Here is an 18,254-nt window from a genome sequence, read left to right on the forward strand (position 1 = left end):
CATATTATTGAGAGTGGAGAGTTGAGGTAATGAATGATTCGCGATCGCCCGGTGAAAATCCCCCAACATCAAACAGGTGGAAGCTGATTTTAGGAATTGGTTTAGCTGTGGCTTTAATTGCTGCGACCAAGTTTTTCAACTTCCAAGGAATTCTGAAAAATGCCTTGGAGTCGATCGCGAGTCTCGGCCCTTGGGGCCCGGCAGCTTTTATTCTAATTTACATTGTAGCAACGGTTCTATTTATCCCTGGTTCTTTGCTGACTCTCGGTTCTGGCGTTTTGTTCGGAGTCGTTGGCGGCTCGGTTTGTGTTTCCATCGGCTCGGTTTTAGGCGCAACTTGCGCTTTTTTAACAGGAAGGTATTTAACTCGCGACTGGGTTTCCAAACAGATAGAGGGCAATCAAAAATTTAAGGCGATCGACTCCGCAGTTGCTTCTGAAGGATGGAAAATTGTGCTGCTGACGCGGCTTTCTCCCATTTTTCCGTTTAATTTGCTTAACTATGCTTTCGGAGTCACGCAGGTATCTTTAAAAGACTATTTTTTGGCATCTTGGATCGGCATGATTCCGGGAACTGTCATGTATGTTTATATCGGTTCCCTGGCCGGGAGTTTGACTGCACTTGGAGCGCAAGGGCGATCGCGCACTGCTGCTGAGTGGGTTCTCTACGGCATTGGTTTGCTAGCAACGATCGCCCTCACCGTTTATGCAACCCGCTTGGCTAAGAAAGCTTTAGACGAAAAAATTTCCCCTTGAAACCACAGCGCAAATTGGTAAAATTGTCAATAGTGTTTTTCCCATACATTATAATACATTGCTAATTTAAAAAACTCCGTATTTTCTCTGTGTTATTTACAATTATTTTGTTATACAAACAAGATAGATATTAAAGATATCGTAAAGCACTAACCTCAAGTAGGTAAACCGAAGGTCGAAATATAAAATTGATGCCAAAATAGAAGGCGATCGTGCGCTCGGAATAAGAATTGTTTGGAGTCAGGAATGCAAGTCATACCATTTTAAATTTTAGATTTGAGATTTTAGATTCGGAATGACTGATGACTAGCAGGGTCGGGAGCACCGGCCTACAGTTGCATTATTTTCTGAAAGTTGTCTCACGACTTGCCTGATATTATTAATTCTGCCGAATGACCAATACCGTTTGATGAATTTGATTCGGAGAGAACATTTGATGATGCAAAACCCAGCAAATCAAGCCGGATCTGTGTCTGCGGCGCCCCCACACCAAACAAAAAACCTGCGCCACTTTTGGGAAAACATCACCAATTCTGCTCAATCAAGGTGGCAGCAAGCGCACAGTCTTTGGCAGCACAGACGGCAGCGCCGCCATTTGCTGACCCTGCTAATTCTGGCCACCACGGCTTTAACCATTAGCACAACTGCTTGCATCAGCTATTTTTTTGTGCGCGGGCTAATCCTCGACAATTTAAAGCAAATAGCACTATTAAAACTAGAAAAAGGCACTGACGAAATCGACCGCTGGCTCAGCACTCGCAAAGCAGAAATAGAAACCCTTGCTTACGATCCTACGGTTAACACTCTCAATTGGAAATTAGTCGAACCCAGGTTGCAAGGAGAAATATACAGGTTAAAAGAGTATTTCATCCTGTCATTAACTCAAACGGACGGCTCGTTTATCAACACTCTAGGCAACCGCGCGAACAACAAAGACCGCCAACACTTTAAAAAAGCAATGGCAGGGCAGCTCAACGTTTCCGACCCGCTGATCGGCCGCAGTACAAAAGTTCCGACGATCATCATTTCAGCTCCTATTTGGGCCTTACCCCCCGCTCCCAATCAAGTAATTGGAACCCTATCGGGCAGCATTAAATTAGACCGAGTAACATCGGTCGCTAACAGCTTGCTGTACGGTTCTGACAGTTATGCTTTTGCGCTCAATTCACAAGGAGTGCCAATTGTTCATCCCAACAGTAACTTAATCGGAAATATCGACCGGGAGACCCCAAGCTTTTTACAGTCACAAGACCCCGCACTCTCCACAATTGCGCGGCAGATGATCGACCGCCAGACGAACATCGAACTGGTAAAAATAGATAATAAATGGGTGTATGTGGCCTATGCTCCCCTCAAGGAAGTTAACTGGTCGATGGCTTTAGTAATTCCCCGCGAAAATATTGAATCCCAACTGCAAGCATTAAATTTGCTGACATCCGTAGTCGCCGGACTGCTCGTCCCGGCAATGCTAGCAGCCATTTGGCTAATTTACTCCTCCGAAAACAATCGCGCTCAAGCGGAGCGAGAAGCCATGCTCAACCGGATTGCTGGACGCATTCGCGCTTCCCTGGAATTAGACAAAATTGTGCAAAGTACAGTCGAAGAAATAGCAAGTTTGCTGCACCTAGAACGGGCGGCTTTTGGTTGGTACAAACCGCAAGAAAAAATGTTACAAATCCTCTGGGAATGTTGCCCATCTGATTCTCGGACACAAGCCATAAAGTTTGAGCCTTACTTGATCGAAAATGTGTTAGTACGGAGTGCTCAAGGCGAACCCATTATTCTTTCGAGCGACACTTGGGCGGAGGGTGTAACTCAACCGCCCGACTTTAAAGCTAATAGCTATTTAGCCGTACCTGTCCATACTCAGAACCAGCCGCAGGGTTATTTAATTTGCAGCCACGTTACTCATTGGCTTTGGAGTAAGGAGGAAATCCAACTCTTAAAAGCGGTAGCCGACCAACTGGCGATCGCAATTACTCAAGCTCACCTTTACAGTCAAACCCAAGACCAAGTAAAACTCCTTAATAGTGCCTTAAATGAACTGAAAAAGACTCAAACTCATTTAGTCCAGAGCGAAAAAATGTCATCGCTAGGTCAAATGGTAGCTGGGATAGCGCACGAAATCAACAACCCGGTTAACTTCATTTCGGCTAATTTACCTCACACCAGCAAATATACTAAAAATTTATTAGAATTGGTGAGTTTATACAAACAAACGTTCCCGGAAGTCCCCCCGGAAATCGCAGACTTTACCGAAGAAATCGAGTTAGACTTTATCGAGGAAGATTTGCCGCATATATTGGATTCTATGAAAATAGGAACCGAACGCATTCGCAACATCGTTCTTTCTTTGCGTAACTTTTCTCGCCTTGATGAATCTGACAAAAAGCAGGCGGATATTCACGAAGGTATAGAAAATACCTTGCTGTTGCTCTCCAACCGCATCAAAAATAGAATTTATATAGTCAAGAAATACGGAAAAGTGCCTTCAGTCGAGTGCTATCCGTCTCAGCTCAATCAGGTTTTTATGAACTTGCTGAGCAATGCGATCGATGCCTTGAACGAGATCGATCGCCTAGATAAAATCATTACAATTTCCACGGGAGTAGTTCGCGAAAATGGCGGTAAATTTCTAAAAGTGGCGATCGCCGACAACGGCCCCGGCATTCCCGACAGCGTTAAAGACAAAATTTATAACCCATTTTTTACTACTAAACCAGTGGGCCAAGGCACTGGTTTGGGGTTAGCAATTAGCTACAAGATTGTAGTGGATGGACACGGCGGCAGCATCAAAATTTCTCAACCTCCGGGCGGCGGGACGGAGTTTATGGTAAAAATTCCTATTAGTAACGGGAAGTAATACCATTTTAGATTTTAGATTTTAGAATGGGTAATGACTGATGAAATAATGTTGGGAGCTTGCCTCTAGTTGCATTTATTTTTGAAACAGGTATAAGAAGGAAGTGGGAAAGGAAGCCTACGGATTTTGTAACGGAGGTAACGGATACAGGGAAGAGAGAAGAGGGACTCAACAGTTTTAATTAATGCTAAACTTACGACCGTTGGCTAAAATTAGAAGAGTTTTAGTTTTGGTTAAAGGAGTTTTATGGCTGTTGGCAAGGATACAATTTTCGAGCGCTTTTTGTCGCCCCTGATTCGACTGGCGATCGACGAACAAGCACTGAAACGACTCTACGAAGGTATCGACTGGGAAACAGCGGGCGATCGCTACCGACAACCCGGCTTAGTTTATCCCGAATATTACACCAGCCAAAACTTTCACGGCATTAAACGCGGGTACCTCAACCCCAGTGCCGCCGTTTCCTACGATCCAATCACGCAATATGTTTTGCCTCCCCACGAAACAGTCGTCAGGCAAGGCTTAATTGACGCTGTGGGGGTGAAACCGCGCCGAATTATAGATTTGGGATGCGGCACCGGTTCGACAACGCTCATGCTCAAGCAAGCCTTTCCCGAAGCGGAAGTTGTCGGGCTGGATTTGTCGCCTTATATGCTGGTAGTTGCCGACATGAAAGCGCAAAAAGCCGGCTTAAATATCGAGTGGTTGCACGGAAATGCCGAAAGCGTTGCTTTTGGCGATGCCAGCTTCGATTTAGTCGCAGCTTCCTTGCTGTTTCACGAGACGCCGCCTGCTGTCTCGCGGGCAATTTTGCGAGAAAGCTTCCGCCTGCTGAAGGTTGGGGGACAAGTGGCAATTTTGGACGGAAACCAAAAAACTTTGCGGCAGACAGAGTGGCTGACTGATATCTTTGAGGAGCCTTATATTAAGTCTTACGCGGCTGGCAGCCTCGATGCTTGGGCGGGGGCGGCTGGATTCGCGGCGGTGCAAACTCACGAACACTGGTGGACGAATCAGGTGACGCAGGGCGTGAAACCTTTGCCGGGGGAAGATTTGGAACAGGTGAGGGTGGCGAGGGGGTGGAATTTGGGCGATCGAACTCCTGATTTTGATGGGGATTTACCGGGCATTCCAGCTCCTGCTTGATCTATTAACTGTTGTCTGTTAATGGTTAACTGTTAGCAAACTAATGACTAATGACTCATGACTAATGACTCTAAAAGCAGTTTTATTTGATTTTAATGGCGTGATTGTTAATGACGAGCCGATTCACGAGAAAATAATCGATCGATTGATGCTCGATGAAAATCTCCAGCTCAAACGTGGGGAGTTTCGAGAAGTTTGTTTGGGAAAAAGCGATTGCGCTTGCATTACCGCACTGCTAGAGCGCCGGGGACGATTTCTGACAGAAACATATCTTGAGCGACTGCTGCAGCGCAAGGCCCAAGCTTACAAAGCTCAAATAGATACTTGGGAGAAAGTGCCGATTTATCCGGGTTTGGCAGAATTTATTGACAAAATTCGGGTCGCCGGACTGAAAATGGCCGTAGTTAGCGGGGCAATGCGATCGGAGATAGAATTGGTGTTACATCGGGCTGGTTTGGCAGCAAACTTTGAGTTCATTGTCGCAGGCGACGACTTGACGGCGAGCAAACCAGCACCCGACGGCTATCTATTGGCTGTGGAACTTCTCAACCAGAAATATCCCGACTTTAACCTGCAACCGATCGAGTGTTTGGCGCTAGAAGATAGTTTTGCGGGGATTGAAGCGGCGAAAAAAGCGGGGATTCAGGTTGCGGGTGTGACTCACACTTACCCGTTTCACATGATCCAGCGCCAAGCCAATTGGACGGTGGACTATTTTGCTGATTTAGAGTTGGACAGAGTGGCGCAAGTTTGCTCGATCGCTCCCACTGAGTCGGCTGCGGAAAAAACTTGACCTTTTTAGCAGTTACGTGCTAACGTAGGTGACGGTCTGCCAAAGCGAAAGCAAGCAAGACCTGTAAGCCTTTTAGATTCGGAAATCCCGCATCTAAAAAGCTAAATTAAAACTCAATCAGGGGAATTAGCTCAGTTGGTAGAGCGCTGCGATCGCACCGCAGAGGCCAGCGGTTCGAGTCCGCTATTCTCCATAGGTCGAATTAGAAATTATTTGTCGTTGTTAACACATTAATGTCCTGATAATAGACAATACCTAGCTTCAAGTTTGAGAGGAGGCGGGGAGTGCGATCGCAAACTCTGCTCCCCCTCCCAAAGATGAAATTACCTCTATTTTACCCCGATGTTTTTCCACAATCTGGTAGCAAATCGCGAGGCCAATACCAGTGCCTTTTCCTGGTGCTTTAGTTGTAAAAAATGGGTCAAATAGCTTGCTTTGGATTGCAAGTGAAATGCCAGGCCCGTTATCGCTAATTCGCACCAGAATTTGGCTACTATCCAACTTTTGCGTCTGAATGAAAATCTGAGGAGTTTTACCTTTTTTAGAGTTATGCGATGACTCTTCTAGTGCATCTATCGCATTTACTATAATATTCATAAATACTTGATTTAGCTGCGCTGGATAACACTCTATTTCGGGCAATTCTCCATAGTTTTTGACAACTTCAATTCCCTGCTTGAGGCGGCTGCTCAAAATCAATAGTGTATTGTCAATGCCTTCATGGATATCAACTAATTTCATTTGAGCTTCATCTAAACGAGAGAAGTTTCGCAAAGACAAAACTATTTGCCTGATGCGTTCTGAACCGATTTTCATAGAGTCAAGCAGTTTTAGTAAATCTTCTCTGAGAAAGTCTAGTTCTATCTCTGCGATTTCTTCTGCGATCGCCTCTGTGGGTTGCGGGTATTCCTGCTGATAGAGACGAATTAACTTTAACAAATCTATAATATAGTGGTTGGCGTATTCTAGGTTGCCGTGAATAAAGTTAACAGGGTTGTTTATTTCATGGGCTACGCCTGCCACCATCTGCCCTAAACTCGACATTTTTTCGGTTTGAATTAACTGGGTTTGGGTGTGTTTGAGTTCGTAAAGGGCTGCTGTAAGTTCTTCTGTTCTTTGTTCTACTCGCTCTTCCAAAGTTTGGCGAGCCTGTTCTAATTCATGGGTGTATTCTGCTACCCATTCAACTAATTGATTGATGGATTTGGCTAAGGTACCCACTTCATCTTCTGTGGTGACAGGTACTTGCAAATCAAAATTTGCTTGTTGAGTAATAGTTTTAGCTACGGTGGTTACCGCTTGGAGAGGAAGGGCGATCGCGCGGCTGGTACAGATGGCTAGAAAAATAGCGATCGCGACGGACACTAACATACTCACTACGATGATTTGCACTCGCAATTCCTCAGCTCTATTAAAATTAATGTAAGCTTCTCCCTGCTGTGCCTTAGCTACTTGTGTCATCAAGCTCAAACTCTCTGACAGCCGCTCAAACTTCACATCGAGCTTAACTGCTTTATCCCCTCTGATTAAATCCAATACCTGCTGCTGTGCCTCTTCAACTTCCTCTGGTTTTAGTGAGGAGGGAGCTATTTCTTGCCAAAAAGATTTGAGCAATTGAGAATACGAATCTGTCGCAGTTGTGTAACCGTTTAACAGTTCCTTTAATTCAGAAGAATTAACTGCTAATTCTGTGGAATGTTCTTCCGTAAAAAAAGCTAGTTCTGCAATATGTTTTTTGACTACATCCACATCTTTCAAAAACTTAGCCGTTTCATATTCAAACCAGATTGAATCTCCCAAAACAGAGATTAAGCGTTTGGGATGTGACTGCACTGCTTGCACGGAATATTCTAAATCGCTGAGCAAATGTTGTTGCTCATCAGCGAAGGTTAGAGCTTGGAAAGCTTGCTTTTGGTAATAGTCTCCACAGAGCATTCCCCCTGTGGTTCCTAGTACGGCTATTCCAATTGCTAGCGAGTAGCCATAAGTAATTTTTTTGGCAATGCTTAAGCGAGAAATTAAGCGGTTAATGGCAGTCAAGGGAGTTTTTAGGATAGAATTTTTGATGTCGCGAGATCCTTCAGTGACAGCGGTATTATTTTTTCGTCTATTTAGGGTAAGATTGTTGAACTTTACAGCCCCATTCTCCCCCTGTTCAAATTTTTGCATACTGGCAACCTGAGCTAAATTTTAACAATTTTATTAGTAAATGCACATAAATAAAGTCTCTTATTCGTAGTAGGGGCCATATTCCCTAGAGTTTATGGATTAAGGGCTAAAGCTTGACTACAAACTCGGCATTAGATAAAATTTAACCTTACAAGACATTCCCCTGACCAATGGCTTTATAAACTTCACGAATCATGTTATAATCACTGTCGTTTGCTGGCACCAGTTTAGCTCCTTGATACTTATCATTAGCTTTCCCAACTAAAATTGCTTCAATTAGCTTATCTTGATTTTCAACCAGGCGAGCGCGGATTTTTTCAACAAGAGTATTCGGCAGGTTGCTACTAGCTACAAACAAGTCACTAGGTAAGGGTACCCCTGTGGCAATAATCCGAAAATCATTGGTCGATAAACCGTCTATTTTGAGCAAATCTTTGTATCTATTCAAACCAATTCCTAAGGCATCAAGTTGTTGTTTTTTAAGAGCCTGCAAGCCCTTTTTTCCCAACATTGAAATTTTGATGTCAGTTTGGGGATTTAATCCAGCGTCGAGTAGAATTTTAGTAGGCCCTAAATGACCGCTGGTTGAACCTGCTTCCCACATAGCTATTGTTTTACCTTTCAACTGTGCTGCTGACTTAATCTCGCTATTGGCAGGAACAGCAATAATTGAGTGATAGTCGGGGCGGGTGATGGCAATGATGGGAACAGCATTTGTCCGGGCCCGCATAATCACATATTCAGATGGCCCTGTTAGAGCTAATTTTAGCTGACCGGACTGGAGAGCTACGGCTGCGGCTATATAGTTATCTACTGGGAACAATTCAATTTTTTTCTCTAAAACTTCCCCAAGAACAGTCCGAAATGTTTGATAATTTTGCTGCAAATCTTCTGCTCCCTGAATATCAGTTACGGCAAATTCTAGGGTTTCTGGTTCACTGACGGCCAAATTGGAAAAACTGCGATTAGATTGATTTACTGTTGTAGAACAGCTTGCTACAAACAATAGGGAGAACCCAACAAAAGGCCGCCTCTTCATAATTTTTAGGAATTTTAGTGGCAGTTGAAAATTTCATAACTATTATAAGCTATTTGGAATAAGCTTTGATTAAAAGAGATTATCCATGGGTTAACCTTCTGTGCGGCAAAATTTTTAAGACAATTTTTATTGATCGGTGTTTGGGTTAGCAGCGTAAGGCAGCGGATATTGTAAACCTAACTCCTTAAACGCTGCCCGTGGTAAGTGACAGGAATCGCAAACGCCACCAGCAACCTCACCGTCGGTGTCACAAGACTAAGTTTTTTCCGAAGGCACTCTCCAATTATTGCCTAATTTAATAATTTCTGTCTTGTTTAGCTCAATCAGCGGTGTTGAGATAGAAATTGCTTCGCCTTCTCTTCCTTGTCTTGTCCCTAACCGCAATACTTGTTGTATGGCTTGAATATAATCGGGGCGACAGTCTAGATAGCCGGAATAGTCTAAAGCGTTGACGCAAATGCAAATGCGATCGGCGTTGAGACTTTCGGCTTAGGCGAGGCCAAAACTTAGGAAAATTGTATGGCGAGTGGGAAAGTAGGTGATGGGAATGTTTTCGGACATTTGAGCGAGGGTGCGATCGCGCCAAAAAAGCGTCTGGGTGTCCTGCAACCGTTTTCAAGGGAGCGATCGCCTCAACGGAGATGGATCGATCGGGTACAATCCCCTATCACGAGCACGCCTCCAGAGCAATTTGATTTTATAATCAACACTCTAAGCTGTTTTTTCAAAAAACGATGCTTAATTTGTTAGACGCTGCCCTAATTTTTGCCAGCCCCGTTTTTTAAGAAGCAACATAGAATTTGTGAAAAGTTTAAATAGCGACAACGAGCGTGTTAAAGTCACTGCGGTACTTTTTGGGTAAAAAAGCTGCTACAATCGATATTTAGCAAGGACTTCAGCTCCTCGGAGCGATACGGCATTAATTTTTTTTAAAAGCGACAAATAATTTGTTATTCGACAATCAGGGTGATTTACACAAGTCCGATCGTACTCAAAGCGCAGTGCGATCGCCACCCGTTTTGAGAGACTGTACTGTAAATTGTCGAAAATTGTCCTTAAACTTTAATTTACTTAATAATAAAATTTGTATCCAAAAATACAACTATCTTATTAAGGGAGTCTTAATATCAAGTCGCTATGTGTTATTATTCTCAATCATCTGACTCATCTATTCAAGAGTAACAAGAAAAAATGACAAAGCGATTCGATCGGCGGAAATTTATTTTATACAGTTCTGCTACCCTAACATCAAGTTTATTTCTCAAAGCTTGTAGAACTCCAACTCCAACAACAACTCCCGCCGCTTCTCCCACATCAACAGGAAATACACCAGCAGCAGCCGGGGGCGGAAACACGATCAAAGTAGGAATTTTGCATTCCTTGAGCGGCACGATGTCAATCAGCGAAAAAAGCGTTGTCGATGCCGAACAATTAGCGATAGAAGAAATTAATAAAGCTGGGGGTGTCCTCGGAAAACAAATCGAAGCAGTAATAGAAGATGGCAACTCAGACTGGCCGACTTTTGCCGAAAAAGCCAAAAAATTGATCGACCAAGATAAAGTTGTCGCCGTCTTCGGCTGCTGGACATCCGCCAGCCGCAAAGCAGTATTGCCAGTATTTGAAGAAAAAAATCATATGCTCTGGTATCCCGTACAATACGAGGGTCAAGAGTGTTCCAAGAACATTTTCTACACCGGGGCTGCGCCGAACCAGCAAATCGAACCAGCAGTTGACTGGCTGCTAGAAAATAAAGGCAAAAAATTCTTCTTAGTCGGGTCTGACTACGTTTTCCCCCGCACGGCAAATACCATTATCAAGGCACAGCTAGCAGCCAAAGGCGGCGAATTAGTTGGGGAAGATTACATTCCTTTGGGCGGGACAGAAGTCACGCCAATTATTACTAAAATTAAGGCAGCTTTGCCAGACGGGGGCGTCATTTTCAATTCCCTCAACGGCGACAGCAACGTAGCATTTTTCAAACAGTTGCAGGGTGCAGGTTTGGGGCCGGACAAATATCCGTCAATGTCTGTCAGTATTGCTGAAGAAGAAGTAAAGGCGATCGGCGTAGAATATCTTAAAGGCCATTACGCCGCCTGGAATTACTTCATGACTGTGGAATCTCCGGCAAATACAAAATTTGTGCAAGCTTTCAAAGCAAAATACGGGAACGATAGAGTGACTAACGACCCGATGGAAGCAGCTTACATCATGGTTTACCTGTGGAAGCAAGCCGTCGAAAAAGCCGGGACAGCCGACGATTTGGAAAAAGTGCGGGCAGCAGCTTTGGGTCAAACCTTTGACGCGCCAGGGGGCACAGTAACGATGGATGTTAACCATCACCTTTCTAAATTTGTGCGCTTGGGCGAAGTGAGAGAAGACGGTTTATTTGACATCGCTTTTGCTACACCAGCAGCAGTGAAGCCGGTTCCTTGGAATCAATTTGTCGCGGAAACAAAAGGCTTTTCTTGCGATTGGTCAGACCCCGCAAAAGGTGGCAAATTCCAAGCTTGATAAGTAGGTAATACCAATTTTTTTAACGTTGGCAAGGTATCTTCGATCCCCCCTAGCCCCCCTTAACAAGGGGGGGACAAGAGCGTTCTTGCGTCACCCCCTACTCCCCTGAATCAGGGGGAACAGGAGTCTTCAAAGTCCCCCTGATTCAGGGAGATTTAGGGGTATCGAGATACTCACTCTAAGCATAATTTATAGAAAACTTGACGCTTAAGTTGACACCAAGGGGGTAAAATCCGCCCCTAATTATCCGCGAACAAAGTTAACCGACTTGATGCAGGAGTAACAAAATTGGCGATATTAGATGGTTTATTTAACGGCATTAGCATCGGCGCAGTTTTACTAATTGCAGCCCTGGGACTAGCGATTATTTTCGGGCTGATGGGCGTGATTAATATGGCTCATGGCGAGTTGATGATGCTGGGGGCTTATACAACTTTCGTGGTGCAAAATGTCTTCAAAGGTATGGGAGGATTTGCCTTTGAAACATACATTTTATTTGCAATTCCCCTAGCTTTTTTAGTAGCTGCATTGGTAGGATTAATTCTCGAACGCGGAGTGATTCGCTATCTTTACGGGCGGCCGCTAGAAACTCTGCTGGCAACTTGGGGCGTAAGTTTAATTTTGCAGCAGTTTGTCCGCAGCGTTAGTTGGGTGCTGGTAATTGGGCTTGCGGTGTTTTGTGTGCTGTTTTTTGGCGGTTTGCGGGTGCTGAAATCTCGCCTGGATTTCGATCGCATTCGCAGCAAAATTATCGCGATAATTTTGCCTTTATCTTTGGGTATTTCCTGGGCGGTGAGCGCCTTTTTAGGGCAAACTTACAAACTGGCAGTAACTCAACCTTGGTTTGGCGCTCAAAATGTGGACGTAACTGCACCCAAATGGTTGCGGGGCGGCATACCGCTGGGCAATTTTCAGTTGCCCTACGCCCGAATTTTTATTATTGTCCTGACCGGAATTTGTTTGGCGGGAATTTACCTATTTTTGCAAAAGTCTGTGTGGGGATTGCGGATTAGATCCGTGACGCAAAATCGCAGCATGAGTGCGTGTTTGGGAATTCCTACCGAACAAGTAGACGCCCTGACTTTTGCTTTGGGTTCCGGGTTGGCAGGTGTCGCTGGGTGCGCGATTAGTTTGATCGGTTCCGTAGGGTCAAATACGGGACAAAATTATATAGTCGATACCTTTATGGTGGTGGTTGTGGGCGGTGTCGGCAAGATTGTGGGGAGTGTAGTTGCTGCGATCGCGATCGGCACTGCAAATTACCTGATCGGTTCGGGAACCTTAGCAATAATATTCGCTCCTGTCAAGCCTTTAGCCGACTTCTTCACATTTTTCGCCACAACCAGCATGGCAAAAGTGATGGTATTCGCCTTAATTATGGCTTTTCTGCAAGTGAAGCCGGGAGGGATTTTCCCGCAAAAAGGGCGGACAGTAGAAAATTAAAAATTATAACTGCGAGTGTAGCGAAAAATGCAGAAAACACATCAAAAACCCTGGTTAAAAGAAGCGGCAATTGTCAGCGCGATCGCCCTCACATTCATCTTACTCATCCCAGGAATACTCCCCGACGTTCGGCTCAATCAATTGGGGCGATTTTTAGCACTAGCAATTGCCGCCCTCGGCATAGACTTGATTTGGGGATACACCGGTTTGCTGAGTCTCGGACACGGCGTATTTTTTGCGATCGGCGGCTACGCCTTAGCCATGCACCTAAAATTGCAAATTCCCCCAACCGCCAGCAGTCAATTGCCAGAATTTATGAACCTCTACGGCGTTACCGAACTCCCCTGGTTTTGGCAACCATTTTATTCATTTCCCTTCTCAGCATTAGCAGTAGTTCTCATCCCCGCCATCTTGGGCGCACTTTTAGGTTATTTAGTATTCCGCAATCGAATTCGAGGCGTTTACTTTTCAATTCTTACCCAAGCAGCAACCATTGTATTTTTCAACTTCTTTAACGGTCAGCAAAAACTGATTAACGGCACTAACGGACTCACCGACTTTAAAACCCTGTTCGGAGCCACAGTCAATGACCGAGATACTCAATATATTTTCTACATTCTCACCATACTATTTCTAGCCGCAACTTACGCCCTCTGCCGATGGCTGACCAGCGGGCGTTTCGGCCGCCTGCTAGTTGCCATTCGCGACGACGAAGTGCGCCTGCGTTTCTCAGGTTACAATCCCACAGGCTACAAAGTTTTAGTCTTTGCAATTTCCGCCGGCTTAGCCGGGATTGCAGGCGCATTATTTACCGTACAAACCGGAATCATTTCGCCAAAAGCAATGGATATTGCCTTTTCAATTGAAATGGTAATCTGGGTCGCAGTGGGAGGTCGCGCCACATTATCGGGAGCAATACTGGGAGCGTTGCTAGTCAACTTTGGCAAGAGTTTCTTGAGCGAACAATTTCCCGAAGTGTGGCTATTTTTCCAAGGCGCGCTATTCTTAATAGTAGTAACAGTCCTGCCCGACGGCATAGTCGGATGGCTGCAAGATCAAAGTTTCGACCACATCCGCGCCCTGTTCAGAAAACCGAAGTACGTATCTACTTACCCCAGCCTGGAACAAGACCCCCAAGTGCAGCTCGAAAAAGAAGAACTTGAACATTGAGTGCAAAAATATCGTGTAATTTATAAGTAGGTGGAAATAAATTAATTTCACTTGCAAGAGACAAACAAAGCAATCACAATAGAATTGGGAAAAGCTGCGTTTCTCTCGGAGGAGACGCAATATATATGTCCACCTACTTAGATATCCCTAGCAAACAGCTTCGTTCTTTAACTTGAGGGTCAACATATGGCAGATATTATTGACTACAAAATCTACGGCGACGATTTGCAACTCATCGAGATTGAACTCGACCCCAAAGAAGGCGTTAGGGCTGAAGCTGGAACCATGACATACATGGAAGGCGACATCCAAATGCAAACATCCACAGGCGGCGGCTTATTTCAAGGTTTCAAACGAATGCTGACAGGAGCGGGTTTTTTCATTACCACCTTTGTCAACGCCGGAAATCGTAAGGCCCGCGTCGCTTTTGCCGCGCCCTATCCGGGTAAAGTAATTCCCCTAGATTTAGGGCAACTTGGCGGTAAATTTTTGTGTCAAAAAGACTCATTTCTCTGTGCAGCCAACGGCATTGAAATTGAGGTAGCATTCACCAAGCGGCTCGGTGCCGGTTTCTTTGGCGGAGAAGGTTTTATCCTGCAAAAATTGCAGGGTGACGGGCTAGCTTTTGTTCATGCGGGAGGAACAATAGTTGAGAAAAATTTGGGAGTTGGCGAAGTGTTGCGAGCGGACACTGGTTGTTTGGTAGCTTTTGCGCCGACTGTAGATTACGATATTCAGTTTGTGGGCGGGTTTAAAAATGCTCTATTTGGCGGCGAAGGCTTGTTTTTAGTCAAGCTAACCGGGCCTGGAAAAGTGTATTTGCAAAGTCTGCCGCTCTCGAAATTAGCTGAGCGAATTATGGCTGCCGCTCCATCTCCACTGTCGAGCAGTTCTAGCAGTTTTACTTGAGAGTAAACTGCCAGCAAAAAGTAGTAAGTATGCTGTCAGAGAAGGGCCAAAAATCTCCTTAAGAAGGGAAGATATTTGCCTTACGTACCTACAAGGGGTATGGGTTGTTCTTCATTAGTGAGTGAATTGTTAATTATGAATGGAAAAGTCTTAGAAATAGAAAACTTGACTGTTAGTTTTGATGGTTTTAAAGCCATAAACGGTTTAAATTTTAGTATGGATGCGGGCGAACTGCGAGTTATTATTGGCCCCAATGGTGCGGGCAAAACAACTTTTCTCGATTCAATTACCGGGAAGGTGCAGCCGACAGAGGGCAGGGTGTTATTTAAGGGACAAAATTTACGCAAGTTGTCGGAAGATAGGATTTCGCGCTTGGGAATTGGTCGCAAGTTTCAGACACCGCGAGTTTACTTAAATTTAACGCCACGCGAAAATTTGGAATTGTCTTGCAGCCGCCATAAAAATGTTTTTTCGACTTTGTTTAAGCCTGCTTCTCCTGCTGAAAAACGCACGGTTTCCGGTTTGTTAGAAACAATTGGTTTAGTTGCTAAAGCTGATATTTCGGCTGGTTTGCTTTCTCACGGGGAAAAGCAATGGTTGGAAATTGGAATGTTGGTGGCTCAATCTCCTGATTTGTTGTTGGTAGATGAACCTGTGGCGGGTTTGACGGATGAGGAAACGATGTTAACTGGAGAGTTGCTGATTTCGCTGGCGGAAAGTCATTCGGTGTTGGTAATTGAACACGATATGGAGTTTGTGCGGCAAATTGCGCGGCAGGTGACGGTGTTGCATCAGGGTGCGGTTTTGTGTGAGGGGACTATGGATGAGGTGCAAAATGACGATCGCGTAATTGAGGTATATTTGGGCAAACCGGAAGAGTAAGAAGAAGGAAGAAGGAAGAAGGAAGAAGGAAGAAGGAAGAAGGAAGAAGGAAGAAGGAAGAAGGAAGAAGGAAGAAGTTATTTGTTAGTTGCTACTAATTTCCCTGCCCAATTACCAATTTAAAACTATGCTACAAGTCTCTAATTTGAATGTTTACTACGGTGAAAGTCACATTTTGCGCGATGTCGATTTAAGCGTCAGGGCGGGGCAAATGGTTTGCTTGATCGGCCGCAATGGTGTGGGCAAAACTACTATGCTAAAAACGATTATGGGGTTGCTGCAACCCCGCAGTGGCACTATTGCTTTTGGCGGAGAATCTATTGCTTCTAAGTTGACTCACCAGCGGGCTAGATTAGGCATTGGTTATGTGCCTCAAGGACGTGAAATTATTCCACGTTTGACGGTTAAAGAAAATCTATTGTTGGGTTTAGAAGCGAAACCAACCAAAATCAAAAATCCTGAAGTTCCTGATGAAATTTTTGAGTTATTTCCGGTTTTGAAAACTATGCTCGATCGCCTGGGAGGTGATTTGAGCGGGGGACAGCAGCAGCAGTTAGCTATTGCTAGGGCTTTGATGGGTGAGCCGCAGTTGCTGGTTTTGGATGAACCTACGGAAGGGATTCAGCCGTCGATTATTTTAGATATTGAAGCTGCGGTGCGCCGTGTGGTTGCGACTAGGGGAATTTCTGTTTTGTTGGTGGAGCAACATTTGCATTTTGTGCGGCAAGCTGACTGGTATTATGCTATGCAAAAAGGCGGCATTGTGGCTTCTGGAAGCACTAGCGAATTAAGTGATGAGGTGATTCAGAGGTTTTTGGCTGTTTGATTCAGAAGGAAGAGGGAAGAAGGAAGAGGGAAGAAGGAAGAGGGAAGAGGGAAACGAGGCAACGAGGTAGAGCCTCTAGATATTTATTCCCAAGCAGAGTCTGGGAACAAGGAATCAAAAAACTTGTATTCAGTCTCCGTAGGCGGACAAAAGTTTGACAATAAGCGATTTCAATCGCCCAGGAAACGAGGCATTTTCCTTCTTCCTTCTTCCTTCTTCCTTCTTCTTTCTTCCTTCTTCCTTCTTCCTTCTTCCTTCTTCCTTCTTCCTTCTGCTATATTATTGATTTTTTCGACCGTCTGGCATTGTGGTGCCGGCCATACTTGCTCGATCGATACTAGCGCCATCTATATTAGCATTGCGGAGGTTGGCATCGGAAAGATTGGCATCTCTCAAGTCGGAAAATCGCAGGTCTGCACCGTCTAAATTTGTCTTTGTCAAGTTAGCTTTTCTGAGGTTAGCGTTGCTGATTCTCGCTCCTACTAATTCGGCTCCGCTTAAGTTTGTGCGAGCTAGATTGGTGTTGACAAAATCTGAGATCTCGAAGCGACTACCGCTGAGGTTGGCATCTGATAAATCTGCTCCTGTAAGGATGGGATTTTTTAAGTTAATGTTAACTAATTTTACGGCTCGGAGGTCGCAGCGGGAGCAGCTTTGAGTTAGCAGCAGCATTTCGACGTTGGCGTTGATTTGGTCGATTTGTTGCTGGGAGAAATTTTCGGCAAATTCTGGGGAGACGTAGCCGAGTTTTGTGGGGTCGTTTGCTTTTGGTTGGGGTGTTTGGATTGGTTGGGGGGTTTGGATGGGTTGGGGTGCTTGGATTGGTTGGGGTGTTTGTGGTTGGGGCGTTTGTGGTTGGGGTGTTGGGATTGGTTGGGGGGTTGGGATGGGTTGGGGTGTTTGGAGGGGTTGGGGTGTTTGGATTGGTTGTGGTGTTGGGATTGGTTGGGGTGTTTCTATTTGCCCGATCGCACTTAGTTGTAGCCCCACCTTCGGCAGTTCGAGAGTTCCTGCAAAAATTAGTAGGGCGATCGACATGATTGTGAGTTTTTTCATAAATCAATAAGTTTTTGTTTCATAAATACCATTCATCTGGTATAATACCTCGAAAAGTGAACACCCTACATTTCGCTAAGTAGATCAAAATTCAGATAAAAAACTTCGGAACCATCAGGTGCGCGAATTAACTTTTCTATTACCGAAGGCAGTTCCTGTTGACGGTACAATTCGGGAATTTCGCAGAAGCTTTCTTCGGTAATTTCCAAAATTTTTGGCATATCAGGAATGGGAATCCCCAACCGATCGCTTTTATTTAAGGTACAAATAATCAGGTATTTGCACTCAGCAAAGCTCGGACTGCTGGGAAATATTGTGGATAAATTAATTATGGTAATCAGTTCTTCTTGATGCCGCAATAAACTATTACCGTTAGGTAAAATACCGTAGGCATTAAAGTTTTTAACAATGCGCTCCACTCGTTCAATAGGAACAGCATAGTAAATATTTCCTAGTTCAAAGGAAACAAATTTTTGAGGGGCAATTCTAACAGTGGCTTGTTTCTTGCTCCGAAATCGGCGATTGTAATTGGCGTGAGTCATTGGATTTTATATTTTAGATTTTAGAATTTTTGATTGATAATTGAAGATTATTTGATTGATAATTGAAGATTGAAGATTATTTGATTGGAAAGTGAAAATTATTGGATTTTAGTAGGTGAGTCGGCTGCGTATCTTTCCTCTATAATT

The 18,254-nt window shown here is 44.5% G+C and carries 15 protein-coding genes, 1 tRNA gene and 1 pseudogene; 11 read left to right on the forward strand and 6 right to left on the reverse strand.

Going from position 1 to position 18,254, the window contains the following annotated elements:
- The first annotated feature begins 29 nt into the window (after nt 1-29).
- The 5 genes from QUA47_RS12365 (at nt 30) to QUA47_RS12385 (ending at nt 5,750) form a co-directional block, all read left to right on the forward strand.
- Nucleotides 30-755, forward strand: a complete 726-nt coding sequence (locus tag QUA47_RS12365) for a TVP38/TMEM64 family protein (RefSeq protein ID WP_333430959.1) — start codon at nt 30-32, stop codon at nt 753-755.
- Nucleotides 756-1,191: 436 nt separating this feature from the next.
- Nucleotides 1,192-3,618: an ATP-binding protein gene (locus tag QUA47_RS12370; RefSeq protein WP_333430960.1), complete on the forward strand. Its 2,427-nt coding sequence runs from the start codon at nt 1,192-1,194 to the stop codon at nt 3,616-3,618.
- Nucleotides 3,619-3,864: 246 nt separating this feature from the next.
- The gene (locus QUA47_RS12375) at nt 3,865-4,764 is read left to right on the forward strand and encodes a class I SAM-dependent methyltransferase (RefSeq protein WP_333430961.1); all 900 of its coding nucleotides are present in this window, start codon (nt 3,865-3,867) and stop codon (nt 4,762-4,764) included.
- 64 nt (nt 4,765-4,828) lie between these two features.
- Entirely contained in the window at nt 4,829-5,557 is a 729-nt protein-coding gene (locus tag QUA47_RS12380) for an HAD family phosphatase (protein WP_333430962.1), read from the forward strand.
- Between the two features lie 120 nt (nt 5,558-5,677).
- Nucleotides 5,678-5,750, forward strand: a tRNA-Ala gene (locus QUA47_RS12385).
- 68 nt (nt 5,751-5,818) lie between these two features.
- Here QUA47_RS12385 and QUA47_RS12390 read toward each other — a convergent pair.
- The 3 genes and pseudogenes from QUA47_RS12390 to QUA47_RS12400 all read right to left on the reverse strand — a co-directional run.
- Entirely contained in the window at nt 5,819-7,726 is a 1,908-nt protein-coding gene (locus QUA47_RS12390) for an ATP-binding protein (RefSeq protein WP_333430963.1), read from the reverse strand.
- Between the two features lie 148 nt (nt 7,727-7,874).
- Entirely contained in the window at nt 7,875-8,765 is an 891-nt protein-coding gene (locus tag QUA47_RS12395; protein WP_333430964.1) for a phosphate/phosphite/phosphonate ABC transporter substrate-binding protein, read from the reverse strand.
- Nucleotides 8,766-8,891: 126 nt separating this feature from the next.
- Nucleotides 8,892-9,344, reverse strand: a pseudogene (locus QUA47_RS12400) (7-cyano-7-deazaguanine synthase); the annotation flags it as partial.
- A 612-nt stretch (nt 9,345-9,956) separates the two neighbouring features.
- On the opposite strand from QUA47_RS12400, the gene urtA reads away from it, so the two are divergent.
- From urtA to urtE, 6 genes are all read left to right on the forward strand, one after another.
- On the forward strand, nt 9,957-11,276 hold the full coding sequence (urtA, locus tag QUA47_RS12405; RefSeq protein WP_333287679.1) for an urea ABC transporter substrate-binding protein: 1,320 nt from the start codon (nt 9,957-9,959) through the stop codon (nt 11,274-11,276).
- A 291-nt stretch (nt 11,277-11,567) separates the two neighbouring features.
- On the forward strand, nt 11,568-12,722 hold the full coding sequence (locus QUA47_RS12410) for an ABC transporter permease subunit (RefSeq protein WP_333430965.1): 1,155 nt from the start codon (nt 11,568-11,570) through the stop codon (nt 12,720-12,722).
- A gap of 27 nt (nt 12,723-12,749) precedes the next feature.
- On the forward strand, nt 12,750-13,892 hold the full coding sequence (urtC, locus tag QUA47_RS12415; RefSeq protein WP_333430966.1) for an urea ABC transporter permease subunit UrtC: 1,143 nt from the start codon (nt 12,750-12,752) through the stop codon (nt 13,890-13,892).
- A 186-nt stretch (nt 13,893-14,078) separates the two neighbouring features.
- Nucleotides 14,079-14,801, forward strand: coding sequence for a TIGR00266 family protein (locus tag QUA47_RS12420; RefSeq protein WP_333220064.1), 723 nt, complete (start codon nt 14,079-14,081; stop codon nt 14,799-14,801).
- A 135-nt stretch (nt 14,802-14,936) separates the two neighbouring features.
- Nucleotides 14,937-15,683 (forward strand): urea ABC transporter ATP-binding protein UrtD, encoded by a 747-nt coding sequence (gene urtD, locus QUA47_RS12425; RefSeq protein WP_190662986.1) that lies wholly within the window; start codon nt 14,937-14,939, stop codon nt 15,681-15,683.
- A gap of 127 nt (nt 15,684-15,810) precedes the next feature.
- Nucleotides 15,811-16,509: an urea ABC transporter ATP-binding subunit UrtE gene (gene urtE / locus QUA47_RS12430; protein WP_242721685.1), complete on the forward strand. Its 699-nt coding sequence runs from the start codon at nt 15,811-15,813 to the stop codon at nt 16,507-16,509.
- Between the two features lie 170 nt (nt 16,510-16,679).
- On the opposite strand, the gene QUA47_RS12435 is transcribed toward urtE, so the two are convergent.
- The 3 genes from QUA47_RS12435 to QUA47_RS12445 form a co-directional block, all read right to left on the reverse strand.
- A complete protein-coding gene (locus tag QUA47_RS12435) occupies nt 16,680-16,856 on the reverse strand; it encodes a hypothetical protein (RefSeq protein WP_333430967.1) in 177 nt (58 codons plus the stop codon).
- The gene (locus tag QUA47_RS12440; RefSeq protein WP_190736023.1) at nt 16,789-17,565 is read right to left on the reverse strand and encodes a pentapeptide repeat-containing protein; all 777 of its coding nucleotides are present in this window, start codon (nt 17,563-17,565) and stop codon (nt 16,789-16,791) included. The genes QUA47_RS12435 and QUA47_RS12440 overlap by 68 nt, the downstream gene beginning before the upstream one ends.
- A 65-nt stretch (nt 17,566-17,630) precedes the next feature.
- Entirely contained in the window at nt 17,631-18,107 is a 477-nt protein-coding gene (locus tag QUA47_RS12445) for a chemotaxis protein CheW (protein WP_333430968.1), read from the reverse strand.
- Nucleotides 18,108-18,254: the final 147 nt, after the last annotated feature.

Origin of the sequence: Microcoleus sp. MON2_D5 (genome assembly GCF_036701905.1) — a bacterium.
Lineage (GTDB): Bacteria > Cyanobacteriota > Cyanobacteriia > Cyanobacteriales > Microcoleaceae > Microcoleus.